The 12,442-nt window shown below is 64.9% G+C and carries 13 protein-coding genes; 5 read left to right on the top strand and 8 right to left on the bottom strand.

What is annotated here, in order from left to right; translation table 11 throughout:
• Positions 1-10: 10 nt before the first annotated feature.
• The gene (locus AB4074_RS01890; RefSeq protein ID WP_441411860.1) at positions 11-1,129 is read right to left on the bottom strand and encodes a winged helix DNA-binding domain-containing protein; all 1,119 of its coding nucleotides are present in this window, start codon (positions 1,127-1,129) and stop codon (positions 11-13) included.
• A gap of 109 nt (positions 1,130-1,238) precedes the next feature.
• On the opposite strand from AB4074_RS01890, the gene AB4074_RS01885 reads away from it, so the two are divergent.
• Positions 1,239-1,709, top strand: a complete 471-nt coding sequence (locus AB4074_RS01885; RefSeq protein ID WP_345448664.1) for a hypothetical protein — start codon at positions 1,239-1,241, stop codon at positions 1,707-1,709.
• A gap of 32 nt (positions 1,710-1,741) precedes the next feature.
• On the opposite strand, the gene AB4074_RS01880 is transcribed toward AB4074_RS01885, so the two are convergent.
• From AB4074_RS01880 to AB4074_RS01850, 7 genes are all read right to left on the bottom strand, one after another.
• Positions 1,742-2,809: a UDP-N-acetylmuramate dehydrogenase gene (locus tag AB4074_RS01880; protein WP_441411859.1), complete on the bottom strand. Its 1,068-nt coding sequence runs from the start codon at positions 2,807-2,809 to the stop codon at positions 1,742-1,744.
• 70 nt (positions 2,810-2,879) lie between these two features.
• Entirely contained in the window at positions 2,880-4,211 is a 1,332-nt protein-coding gene (locus tag AB4074_RS01875; RefSeq protein WP_441411858.1) for an MFS transporter, read from the bottom strand.
• Positions 4,208-4,645, bottom strand: a complete 438-nt coding sequence (locus AB4074_RS01870) for a MaoC family dehydratase (protein ID WP_441411857.1) — start codon at positions 4,643-4,645, stop codon at positions 4,208-4,210. The genes AB4074_RS01875 and AB4074_RS01870 overlap by 4 nt, the downstream gene beginning before the upstream one ends.
• A 2-nt stretch (positions 4,646-4,647) precedes the next feature.
• Positions 4,648-5,097 (bottom strand): FAS1-like dehydratase domain-containing protein, encoded by a 450-nt coding sequence (locus AB4074_RS01865; protein ID WP_306958999.1) that lies wholly within the window; start codon positions 5,095-5,097, stop codon positions 4,648-4,650.
• Positions 5,098-5,152: 55 nt separating this feature from the next.
• Entirely contained in the window at positions 5,153-6,652 is a 1,500-nt protein-coding gene (locus tag AB4074_RS01860) for an FAD-dependent monooxygenase (protein ID WP_441411856.1), read from the bottom strand.
• A 17-nt stretch (positions 6,653-6,669) separates the two neighbouring features.
• Positions 6,670-6,894, bottom strand: a complete 225-nt coding sequence (locus tag AB4074_RS01855; protein WP_284983266.1) for a DUF3188 domain-containing protein — start codon at positions 6,892-6,894, stop codon at positions 6,670-6,672.
• A 227-nt stretch (positions 6,895-7,121) separates the two neighbouring features.
• Positions 7,122-7,985, bottom strand: coding sequence for an HpcH/HpaI aldolase/citrate lyase family protein (locus AB4074_RS01850; RefSeq protein ID WP_441411855.1), 864 nt, complete (start codon positions 7,983-7,985; stop codon positions 7,122-7,124).
• A 404-nt stretch (positions 7,986-8,389) separates the two neighbouring features.
• On the opposite strand from AB4074_RS01850, the gene AB4074_RS01845 reads away from it, so the two are divergent.
• The 4 genes from AB4074_RS01845 to AB4074_RS01830 are packed head-to-tail and all read left to right on the top strand — an operon-like array spanning position 8,390 to position 12,267.
• Complete coding sequence (locus AB4074_RS01845) at positions 8,390-9,445, top strand: ABC transporter substrate-binding protein (RefSeq protein ID WP_441411854.1); 1,056 nt, start codon at positions 8,390-8,392, stop codon at positions 9,443-9,445.
• Between the two features lie 2 nt (positions 9,446-9,447).
• A complete protein-coding gene (locus tag AB4074_RS01840) occupies positions 9,448-10,380 on the top strand; it encodes an ABC transporter ATP-binding protein (protein WP_441411853.1) in 933 nt (310 codons plus the stop codon).
• Complete coding sequence (locus AB4074_RS01835) at positions 10,380-11,288, top strand: ABC transporter permease (protein ID WP_441411852.1); 909 nt, start codon at positions 10,380-10,382, stop codon at positions 11,286-11,288. The genes AB4074_RS01840 and AB4074_RS01835 overlap by 1 nt, the downstream gene beginning before the upstream one ends.
• Positions 11,289-11,346: 58 nt before the next feature.
• Positions 11,347-12,267, top strand: a complete 921-nt coding sequence (locus AB4074_RS01830) for a TauD/TfdA dioxygenase family protein (RefSeq protein WP_441411851.1) — start codon at positions 11,347-11,349, stop codon at positions 12,265-12,267.
• Positions 12,268-12,442: the final 175 nt, after the last annotated feature.

The raw sequence follows: 12,442 nt of genomic DNA, 5'->3' as shown, positions 1-12,442 counted from the left end.
CGGGAGTCCCTCACCTCTCCATGAACCGCAGGTACTTCGCGGCCTGGAGTTCGAAGGACCGTTTGGCTGCCGGAGTCAGGCTTTCCGGGGCGAACGGTTCGGGCACGACGACGGCGCTCCGGCCGGTGCCGCTGCGGGACCAGGTGCCCACCACTTCGCCGCCGGACACGATCATCCGCTTGAAGACCCCGTTGCTGCCCGGAACGACCTTCTGAAAATGCTCCGGGGGCAGGACAAGGCTGCGGTCCGTATACCCGAGCAGGAATTCATCGAATCCCGGCAGGGCGAAGACCGTCCGCGAGCCGGGGACGCCGTCGTCGAGCAGTGCTGCCGTCTCAGGCGACAGCCAATAGGACGTTCCACGGAAGACGAGCTCAACGAGTTGGCTGCGAATAGTCTCGTGGGCTGCCCGGACCTCGGCTTTGGGAATCTGGGTCCACCACGCGAAGTCCGAGAGCGTGGCCGGTCCGTGGCTGCGTATATACCTGAGCAGGAATTCGGCAATTCCCTCTTCACGGCCCAAGGCCTTGGATTCCGGAATCCACTCATCGAAGGCCACGAATAGTTGCTGTCCAAGCGCTTTGCCTGCCGTGCCGGCCGGAGGACCTTGGACCAGCCAAGCGTTCTGGCACAGGATCCACAGCAAATGGATCCCGCGTTGGGCCGCGGTCACTTGGCCTGCGGATTCGAAGATCTTGAAGAGTTCCTCGCGCGTTGCGCCTGGGCTTCCGGTGACCCGTTCAAGGGCAAGATCCCGGCACGTGGCGATGTCTGCCTCGTCGATCCCAAGCTCCCGATGCCGTGCGGCAACCGAACGCATGGACCGATCCGCGGTGATGGCCAGGATCCAGCGCAAGTCCTGCGGCGGAACCAAGTGAAGTGTGCCCCGCATGGGCCAGGACCGGACCACTGTGCCGTTCTCCAGCGCTTCCAGCACCTTCGAGAGGCCAGAACCGGGGACCCGCTGTCCCACCGCCCAGAACGCCGAGGCAAGGTCTTGGGCCTGCATCGCGCCCATCCTGGAGACGCATTCCTCCGGGCTGCTGAATCCGCCAAGCAATCCTTGGCTCGCAAGGCGCAGCCTGCCCATGACTTTGGGAGTGACGCTGATCGTCGTCGAAGCTGCCATGGCCCCATCATAGGATGCACGGCGGACAGCTTCGGTCCTCATTAGCACGCTGGAGGAACTCCCATGCCGCTCACAGGGGCCTTCCAGCGGGCCCTCCTACGCTAGGGGAATGCTGTTCGGTGAGTTAGGTCCGCTGCTGCGGCCGCTCAGCCGGCGGTTAGCGGCCGCTGGTTGGTGCGCCGCCGCCGTCGGGCTTGTCTGCGGCTTGGCAATAGCTGTTGGTGCGGGGGTCCGGTTGTCCCCGTCGATGCAGGCTGTCCAAGAGGTGGGACTCGCCGCCACCGGTGCCGCGGCCCTCCTCCTGGGCCTTGCCGCCGCGTGCCAGCCCTCGTCCGAGCGGCACGTTGACGATTCCGAACCAGGGTTCCAGACAGGCGCGAGCGATCAAGTGCGCAGCTTCCTGCTTGCCGCCATTGTTATGCTCCTGGGCGTCGCTGGCTTCGCGGCAGCCGGCTGGATTTCGCCCGGCGGTCCGTCGCCGCAGAGCATAGCGTTCAGCCAGATCTTCCTCTTGGGAGCAGCCAGCTGCGGGCTGACGTTCCTGCTCCTCAACAAGGTCCTCCCGAGCGGAAAGCGCTGACGCGCACTCCCCACGGGTTCCGAAGCGGTTTTCTACAGGGCCAAACCGATCAATAGCGGCTCCGGATGCAGTTCAATACCAAAGCGCTCGACGACGCCGCGCCGCACCTCGCGCGCGATCGCCACCATATCCTCCGCGCTGGCTCCTCCCCGGTTGGTGATGGCCAGGGTGTGCTTGGTGGACAGCGAGGCGCGGCCGCCGGAGACGCTTGCGGGTTCGAGTCCGAAGCCCTTTCCGAAGCCGGCCTGGTCGATCAGCCAGGCTGCCGACAGCTTGACGAGTCCATCGTTTCCTGCCGGGTACTGGGGCGCTCCCTCGGGCAGTGACGCGGCCGCTGCGGCCGGGACAATCGGGTTGGTGAAGAAGGAGCCCGTGGAATAGGTGTCCCTGTCCGAAGCGTCGAGGACCATGCCCTTGGAGGCACGCAGCCGCAGGACTTCGCGCCGGACGTCGTTGGAATACGCGCGTTTCCCGGCCTCGACCCCGAGTGACCGGGCCAGTTCTGCGTACCGGATGGGCGCGCTCATGCGTCCGAGCGGCAGCTGGAATTCAACTGTCAGCACCACGTATCGCGGTGAGCCCTCGGTGGTGGTCTGTTTGAGGATGGAGTCCCGGTAGCCGAACTTGAGCTCGGAGTTGGTGAAGGTTTGCACGGCGTTGCGTTCGCGGTCCCAGGTACGGACCGCCGCGATGGTCTGGGAGACATCGGCACCGTAGGCGCCCACATTCTGAACAGGAGTGGCGCCCGTGGCTCCGGGGATGCCGGAAAGGGCCTCAAGTCCCGACCACGCGTGCAGCACCGAGTGCTCCACGAAGGCATCCCAGTTGTGCCCGGCCTGGACCACCACGGAAACGCCTCCGCAGCTATCCTCCGAATTGACGGTGAAGCCTTGCGTAGCGATCTTGAGCACGGTGCCCGGGTATCCGGCGTCAGAGATCAGCAGGTTGGATCCCCCGCCGATGATGAGCAGTTTCTCGCCCGCGGCATCCGCCGAGCGGACGGCGTCGATGATTTCCCCTTCGGTGCGGGCCTCCACAAAGGTGCCGGCAGGGCCGCCAACGGCGGCCGTGGTCAGTTCGGAAAGCGTCGTCTGGGTCACCAAACAAGCCTAGCGGGGATTGCCTGCCCCAGCCGACTCAGGGGGTGCGCCGACTCAGGGACGCGCCGGCTCAGGGACGCGCCGGCTCAGGAACGCGCGTACGCGAGACGGGCGCCAGGAAGAAACTGGCGACGAGCAGGACCAGGACGGCGAGCAAGGAATGCAGGATGCCGAAGTGCTCCGCCAGCAGTCCCAACAGCGGCGGACCGCAAAGGAAAGCCCCATAGCCGATCGTGGAGACGACCGAAACCCGGGCCGCTGCGTGCGCTGGATCGTCGGCGGCAGCGGACATGCCCACCGGGAACCCCAAAGAGGCACCCAGACCCCAGATGGCCAGGGCCGCGAAGGCGAGCCACGGCACCGGGGCGAAGACAAAGAGTGCCAGCCCGACCACAGCCGTGGCCGAGCACCAGCGCATTACAGGCACCCGTCCGAAGCGGTCCAGGACCACCGTCCCGGCAAAGCGGCCCACAGTCATGAACGTCACGAAGATTCCGTAGCCGATGGCTCCGGCAGCATCGGATTGACCGTGGCCATCGGCCAATGCCAAGGCCACCCAGTCCCCCGCCGCGCCCTCAGCCAGGGCGAGCCCCAGGACGAGCAATCCAAGCAGGAGGGTCCGGCGTTCGCGCCACGCCCGGGCCACCATGCGCTTGCTGTCCAAAGGTTCGGCCGGTCCCTGCTGGCCGGGCTGACCCGGCTGGATGACCGGCAAGGGGCCGGTTGAAGGATCTTCGAAGGTGTCCGGCCTTTCGGGCTTGAAAGCCTTGGCAACCCCTCGCGCTATGGAATGGCGGGTGATATCCGCACGGAACCAGGCAGTGGCTGTCACCACCGAGACCGCGACCACCAGGCCGGCCGCGGCCAGATGCCAGAAGACCGGCAGTCCCGCGGCGGCGGCCCAAGCGCCGAGCCCTGCGCCCGCAACGGTGCCGAGGCTGAAGGATCCATGGAGACGCGGCATGATGTGCCGTTCGAGGGCGCGTTCCAGTGACGCCCCCTCGACATTCGATGCCGTGTTCCAGCTGGCCGTGCCGAGGCCGATCACCATGAGTCCAAGCGCTACGACCACCGGGCTGGCCAGCACGGACGTGCCAAAACCGGCAACCGCGAGGCCGAGGCCCACCATGGCGCCGCCGATCCGCGTGGTCAGTCGTGATCCGAGCCGGATCACGATCACCCCGGACGCCGACACAGAGAGAAACGATGCCACAGTCATGCACATCAGCAGGAGCCCTACCGTGCCGGGCGTCAGGTTCAGGCCATCGCGGATCGCGGGCAAGCGGGAGACCCACGAAGAGAAGGCCAGGCCGCTGGCGCCGTACGCGGCCACCACAGCATTACGCCACCGCGACAGTTCCGCCGCGGTGGCGCAAGGTGCTGATTGTTGCAACCGGCTCAAGCGAGCTTCACAACGGCCTGGGACTTCATGAGGACCTTCTGGCCGGCAAAGGTGACGGTCAGGTCGATGCGCGCGGTGCGGGCTTCGGCGTCGAGCGCTCCCACCACTCCGGCAACCTCAATCACGGCGCCGGGCTCGCTGGTGCCGGTCGTGTCGGTGACCAGCACCGGTTTGGTGAAGCGCGTCTGGTAGTCGACGACGGCGGCGGGGTCGCCGGCCCAGTCGCTCACCAGCTGCACGGCGGAGCCCATGGTGAACATACCGTGGGCGATGACTCCGGGAAGTTCGACGCCGGTGGCGAAGGATTCGTTCCAGTGGATCGGGTTGAAGTCGCCGGACGCGCCGGCGTACTTGACCAGGTCCTGGCGCGTGACCTCGATGCTGCGGGTGCCGATTTCCTGCCCGACGGTGAGTTCTTCAAATCTCAAGCTCATGGCTACTGTCCCTCTCCGCGGACCAGGATGGACGAGGTGGTGGTGGCGACTCTCTCGCCGTCCACGGTGGTGATTTCCGAACGGGTGGTGATCATCGCCCCGCCGCCCATGGCACGGACGCCGTCGACGTGCAGTTCGGCCCGCAACTGATCCCCCGCAACGATCGGGCGGTGGTGCGTGAAGCGCTGGTCCGCGTGAACCACGCGGCTGAAGTCAATCCCGGAATCGGGGTCCTCGATCAGCTGGGCATCGGCCCGCTGCGCGACGATGATGGCGAAGGTCGGCGGGGCGACGAGGTCGCTGTGGCCAAGTGCTTTGGCGGCTTCGACGTCGAAGTGAGCGGGATGGGTGGCCTTCACGGCCCGGGCGAACTCCCGGATCTTTTCGCGGCCGACGTCGTACACCTCTGCGGCAGGGTAGCTGCGGCCCTGCAAGTCCGGGTTAATAGTCATAGTCCAACCCTATCGGCCCGGGACGTGTCTGCGGATGAGCATCGACGCCGTACCGCTACTCCGCGGCAGGCGGTCCGAACCATGTGGTCAGCGCGTCGGAAAGGCCCGCCTGGGTTCGGTCTCCCACCCAGGCCACGTATCCGTCGGGCCGAATCAACACGGCGGCCGGAGGAGTGACGGCCCCGAGTGCCGGAAGCTCCCAGGTACCAAGGTAGGCGGCGTCGACCAACTGGACGCGGTCCGCCCACGGCGTGATGTCGATGCCGCCGGGCTCGCCAAGGTTGAGGAGGACCGGCTGGGCATCGTGCAGCAGGCTGAAGACGCGCAACGGGCCGTTAGCCGTGACCAGGTCGAGATCGGGTATGCGGCGTCCGAGCAGCGGGTGCCCCTCGCCGACGTCGTAATGTACATCGAGGCCGGACTGCATCGCCGCGAAGCGCTTGCGGGGTTCCTCCATGCCTAGGAGCTCGGCAATGACCTCGCCCACGGCTTTTGTGCGTTCGTCCGGGCGGCGAAGGGCGACGCTCGCCATCGTGTTTCGCAGCACACGGGCGGCCACCGGGTGGCGCTCGGCGTGGTAGCTATCGAGGAGGCTCTCCGGCGATGTCCGCTTGACCACCTGGGCCAGCTTCCATCCCAGGTTCACGGCATCCTGCACCCCGGTGTTGAGGCCTTGTCCGCCGTCGGGGGCATGCACGTGCGCGGCGTCGCCAGCTAACAGGACCCGCCTGTCGCGGTAGCTCGCGGCCTGCCGGGTCATATCGGTGAATCTGGAGATCCAGATAGGACTGTGGACCCCGTAATCCGTGCTGCATACGGCGATGAGCGCCTCGCTCAGGTCGTGGAGGGTGGGGTCAGTGGCGGGTCCGACGTGCTCTTCGGTCACCATGACCCCCACCGGGCCGCCATCCGCGTAGACCACCTTGCCGTCGAGAATCTTGTAGTCCAGCTTGCCGAAGGAGTGGATGCCGAAAGCATTGGGGTGGACGCCCAATGGCGGCTGCTCGGTCATCTCGACTTGGGCGATCAGGGCGCTTGTGGTCGGATCCCACCCGGGGAACTCGATTCCGGCTGCTTTACGGACCAGGCTGCGTCCGCCGTCGCACCCGACGAGGTATTCAGTGCGCAACGGCTCGCCGGCGGACAGATCGACGTCGACGCCGGTCTCGTCCTGCGCGAAACCGGTTACCTCGCGTCCGTAGTAGATCGGCACCGCAAGCTCGGCGACCCAGCCGGCCAGGATGCGCTCGATGTGGTTCTGCCACAGCCCTAGCCCGTAGTTGTGCCGGGTGGGAAAGTCGCTGATGTCAAAACGGACGCCGCCGAACCCCGCGACCTGGGCCACCTGCCCCTCGGAAAGGAACCGATCTGCGATTCCGCGCTGATCGAGGACCTCGATGGTGCGCGAGTGCAAACCGCCCGCACGTGAGCCGGCCAGAGCCTGGCTTGGGCGCCGCTCGACAATCGCGACATCGACGCCGGCCAACGCCAGCTCGCCCGCGAGCATCAGCCCTGTGGGGCCTCCTCCGGCGATCACCACCGCATGCTTGGTCATCGCCGTGCTCCGCCAGGCTACTTCTTCAAGCCCTTGCGGACCTGCTGTCCGCGGACCACCATGCCCACGACATGCAGGACCAGGCCGAGCCCGATCACGAACAAGGACGTCAGTGCAAGGCCTTGGTTATGGGAGGTGTTGCCGATGATCGTGAGGATGATCCCGACGGCGATAAGCCCCATCGCACCGAAAACCAGCGTCTTGTAGGCGATAGAGGCAGTGGCCCAGAATTCATTCAGCACCCCCCAAGTTTAGGGCACTTGCCAGAGCAGCGGGGCCTGGAGGCCGGAAACCCGACGGACCCTCGCTCACATATCAACGGTTGCGGGCGAACCCTCGCTCACATATCAACGGTTGCGGGCGAACCCTCGCTCAGATCATGTGCGCGATGGTTTCGGGAATTGCCGTCATAAGTGAGCGGGCGTCGTGAAAAAGCCGGACATAAGTGAGCGGGCGTCCGTGGGTGCCCTTAGAGCGAGGGCTGGACTCCGAAGGCCACCGCGAGCTTCATGATCTTTTCGGCGCGGCCGAGGCGCGGAAGGTCGGAACCGTCGCGGATGACCCTGCCATTGGCTTCGAAGTCGTTCATGAAGTCGGTGGCCCAGGCGACGTCGGATGGCGTGGGGCTGATGACCTCGTTGATGACTGTGGTCTGGTCAATCGCCAGGCAGAGCTTGCCGGTCATGCCCATGGTCACCGTGATGCCGGTCTGCTCGCGCAGGATCGGGTGGTTGGTGCCGACGGTGGGGCCGTCGATCGGTCCCGGCAGGTTGCCAACGCGGCTCGCGACGACGAGCTTGGCACGCGGGTAGGCCATTGCCTCAGGCGTTGCGGCCATGCCGGTGTCCCGGCGGAAGTCGCCCGAACCGAAGGCCAGGCGGAAGGCGCCTTGGGCGCGGGCGATGTGGTTGGCTTCCTCGATGCCGAGGGCCGACTCAACGAGGGCGACCACAGGGGTCTTGCCGTCCATGCGGTGGAAGGACTCGGTGACCTGGTCCGCTGACTCGGTCTTGGCCAGCATGACGCCCAACAGGCCCGGCGTGCCACGCAGACCGGCGAGGTCGTCGGCCCAGAACGGGCTAGTGGCGTCGTTGATGCGGACCCAGGCCTGGCCGCCGGCGGTCAGCCAGTTGATGACGTTATCGCGGGCGATGTCCTTCTGGGACGGGTCCACAGCGTCTTCGATATCAAGGATGACGGCGTCCGCGCGCGATGAGGCCGACTGGTCGAAAAGCTCCGTCTTCATGGCGTTCACGAGGAGCCAGGAACGGGCAATGTCTGCGGGAATTTTGCGGGTTGACCGAATGGACTCGGCGGCGGTGCTTGACGTCATGTATCTACCGTATCCGGCCAGCCGCCAGGAACGCTAAGAATCTGGCACCGGTGTGAGCATCAATACGAACAAAACGATTGTGACAGGCAACCCCACCCCAACTGGGTCGCAGTAGATGACGTTATGCGCCGTCAAAACGACATCTACTGCGAGCTAGTTGGGTTTGGCGCGCTTTGGGGAGCCCGCAGCTCAACCCAGCGACGCAGGGCGAATTGTGTCCTTGCATTGCCCGGAGTTGCGCGGGCATGTCGCCGGATTTCGCCCGGTTTCCCGGCATTTCCGGGCGTTACTGGCGGGCTTCCCCTGAGCAGTCGACATGCGCTTACATCGTTCCCACCGGCAGTTCGGTCTACTCCAGACCACGCCCGGACCACGAATTCCACTCCCCCCAGAAAGTAGCTCCCATGAAACTGCACCAGACCCTGCTAAGCGTCGCGGCCGCCGTCGTACTTGCGCTGACGGTGACCGGCTGCGGCGGCAATGCTCAAGCGGGAGACCAATCAGCCGGCCAAACAGCCGGTCAACCGGAAATCAGAGTGCTCCGCTACCAAGGCTCGGCCAACAACGTCGGGCTCCCCGAACTGGCTGCGGACCTCGGTTACCTGGGTGACATCAAACTCAACTGGGTAGGCAACACCACCAGCGGCCCCCAGGACATCCAATCGGCGGCCACCAACCAGACCGACTTCGGCGGTGCGTTCGCCGGGGCAATCGTGAAGCTGATTGAGGCAGGGGCGCCAGTGACCGCCGTCGTGAACTACTACGGCGAAGACGCCAAGACCTTCAACGGCTTCTACGTCAAGGCGGACAGCCCCATCAAGACCGCCAGGGACCTCATCGGCAAGAAGATCGCAGTCAACACCCTCGGCGCCCATTCCGAAGCCGTCATCAACAGCTACCTCGGCAAGAACGGCCTCAGCCAGGACGAAATCAAGCAAGTACAACTGGTAGTGCTCGCGCCCAACGACACCGAAGAAGCGATCCGCCGCGGCCAAGTGGACGTCGGAAGCCTGGGCGGGGTCCTGCAGGACCATGCGGTTGCCGCCGGTGGACTGCGCTCCCTCTTCAACGACTATGAACTCTTCGGCACCTTCGCCGGCGGACAGTACGTGCTCCGCAACGACTTCATCGAGAAAAACCCCAACACGGCGCGGACCTTTGCAACGGGCGTGGCCAAGGCCATCAAATGGGAGACCGAGACGCCGCGCGACCAAGTGATCGCGCGCTTCAAGAAGATCATCGACGCCCGCGGACGCAATGAGAGCACCGCGAACCTGCAGTACTGGAAGAGCCCCGGAGTACCCGACAACGGTGTGATCAAGGACGAGGATTTCAGCCGCTGGTCCGCCTGGCTGAAGAGCTCGGGGATTGTCAAGAGCGATCTCGCACCGTCGAAGTACTACACCAACAAATTCAACGATCTCGCATCAAGCACCCCAACAAGCACAGCGAAGGGATAGTGATGACCGCAAAAATCAGCCTCCGTGACGTCACCAAGCAATTCACCGTCCGCCCCGGCAAGGGCTCCAAGGCCTCCCCGACCGGCGCGACTGGCAAGACCGGCGCGAAAGCGTCCACTACGCTCACCGCCCTCGACTCTTTGAGCCTCGACGTGCGCGACGGCGAATTCCTCACCTTGGTGGGGCCCAGCGGTTCCGGCAAGACCACCTTGCTGGACCTCCTGGCTGGCCTGTCCACGCCCACCTCTGGCGAGGTATTGGTGGACGGCCAGCCCGTGACGGGTCCCGGGAAGGACCGTGCCGTGGTTTTCCAGCAGTACGCGCTCTTTCCCTGGCGCACGGCGTCGGCCAACGTGTCGATCGGGCTTGAAGGCAAGGGCACGGACGGGCGCAAGCTCAATCGCCGCGAACGTGCCGCCAAGGCAAGCGAATACCTCAAACTGGTTGGCCTGGCCGGCTTCGAGGACCGTTTCCCGCATGAGCTCTCGGGCGGCATGAAGCAGCGAGTGGCCATTGCCCGGAGCCTCGCCTATGAGCCCGATGTGCTCCTCATGGACGAACCCTTCGCCGCGTTGGACGCCCAGACGCGTGAACAACTCCAGGACGAGCTCCTGCGGATCTGGCGGGCCACGGGAAAGACGATTGTGTTCATCACCCACGGCATCGACGAGGCCGTGTACCTGGGGCAGCGCGTCGCCGTCCTCAGCGCCCGGCCCGGACGGCTCAAGGAAATCGTGGACGTGGACATCCCGGACCGCGACGGCGAGGACGACATCCGCTCGCACCCCGCCTTCGTCGAACAACGGCACAAGGTCTGGACCTTGTTGCACGACGAAGTCCGCCTGGCCCGGGACGCCGGGCATCGCAAGATCCTGCCGGACGGCACGGCCCCGGATGAAGTTCCGGGAACAACTCTCGAAAGGAGCGCAGCCTGATGACCACAACACTCGCGCAACAGCCCGCGGCGAGCGCCGCACCCAAGCAACCTCCCGCCGTCGGGCACTCCGGTCCTGTTGAGGCGAGGCGTCGGCGCACGACGGCGATACCCGCCTTTGTGCGGACCGCCGCCGCGCGCGCCGGTTCCGGCCTGTGGAAGTCCGCAGGGATCATCGCATTCCTGGCTCTGTGGGAACTCGGGCCGACACATCTGGCCAGCCCCTCAACCCGGGTATTCCTGCCGCCCTTGCACGAGGTCCTGGCCGCGTGGGGCAAATTGTTCGAATCCGGCACCATCCAGGCGCATCTGGCCGCGAGCCTCACCCGTTCGGTGTCGGGATTCGGCGCAGCCCTCGTGGCCGGCGTATCCCTCGGTCTGCTGATCGCCTGGTACGGACGGCTCAATGCGGTGCTAAACCCACTCCTGGAACTGTTCCGCAACACTGCCGCCCTTGCACTGCTGCCCGTCTTCACACTGCTGCTGGGGATCGGCGAAGAGTCCAAGATCAGCATCGTGGCGTATGCGGCGTTCTTTCCGGTCCTGCTGAACACGATCGCGGGCGTGAAGACCGTGGATCCGCTGCTCATCCGGGCCGCGAAATCGCTCGGCCTCTCGAGCCTCGCGCTGTTCCGCAAGGTGATTCTGCCCTCCGCGGTGCCCACCATTTTCACGGGTATCCGCATGGCCGGCACGGCTTCCATTTTGGTGTTGATCGCCGCCGAAATGGTGGGAGCGAAGGCTGGGCTCGGCTACCTCATCGTGAATTCCCAGAGCAGTTTCCTTATCCCGGACATGTACGCCGGCATTCTCACGGTGTCCCTTCTGGGCTTGGCCGTGAATTTCCTCCTTGTAGCCCTGGAACAGCATTTCTCCCGCTGGAGGACCGCCGTCGGATCCGGGTCCTGACCGTCAATCCATCTATCCCGTAAGTCACTAGAGAGTCACAACAGAAAAGGAACAAAAAATGTCCGTCATCACTGAAACAAAGTTGGAATTTGCCAAGCTCGGATCCCGCATCGGCGCCGAAATCCGCGGCTTCGACCTCACCGGCGATCTCGCCCCGGAAACCGTGGCGCAAATCCGGGCCGCGCTCAACGAACACAAGGCCCTCGTTTTCCGGGAGGCCAACATTCTCAGCGATGAGGCCCAGGTGAAATTCGCCAGCCATTTCGGCCCGCTCACCACGGCGCATCCGACCGTGGCCTCCGTGGAGGGCGAAGAGAATGTCCTGCCCGTGGACAGCGAGAACGGTTCCGCCAACAACTGGCACACTGACGTCACGTTCGTGGTCAACCCGCCGCAGGCTTCGACCCTGCGCAGCATCGACCTTCCGTCGTATGGAGGCGAAACCCTGATCGCCTCTTCGGCGGGAGCGTACGCGGACCTGCCGGACGAGCTCCGGAACTTCGCGGACACGCTCTGGGCGATCCACACCAACGATTACGACTACTCGGTGCCGAAAAGCTTGGAACATGAGAACGCCGATGAGCGCCGCAAGGAGTTCACCCGCATCAAATTCGAAACCGCCCACCCCGTGGTGCGTGTCCACCCCCTGACCGGCGAGCGCGGATTGTTCATTGGGGGCTTCGCGCAGCGCCTTCGGATCGTCGGGCTATCGAATACGGAGTCGAAGGACATCATCCGCTTGCTGCAGGCCTACGTCACCAGACCGGAGAACGTGGTGCGCGTGAACTGGGAACCGAACCAGTTGGTGCTCTTCGACAACCGCATCACCCAGCACTACGCCCCCGACAACTACGACGGCCAGCCGCGCAAGCTCAACCGCGTGACCATTGCCGGAGACATCCCGGTGGGAGTGGACGGCAAGCAGAGCCAATCGATCCAGGGTGACTCGTCAAGGTATTCCGTCGTCGCGCCGCTGTAGTAGCACACGTGTGTTGCTGTAGCTGCCTTAGCCTTGATCCACCGATGATGATCGAGACGCGGGCGGCGGTTTAAACCGAGAATGCCCGTCTTTTCGAGGAAAATGGAGCTTGTCTAGAGCACATTGACCACCGAAAAGAGAGGCATCTCGTAGATGAAAGTTTCCCACAAGCCTG

Origin of the sequence: Arthrobacter sp. 2MCAF14 (assembly GCF_052115645.1) — a bacterium.
Taxonomy (GTDB): Bacteria; Actinomycetota; Actinomycetes; order Actinomycetales; family Micrococcaceae; genus Arthrobacter.
The sequence above is the reverse complement of the archived record's forward strand: the minus strand, read 5'-3'. Positions and strand labels throughout refer to the sequence as shown.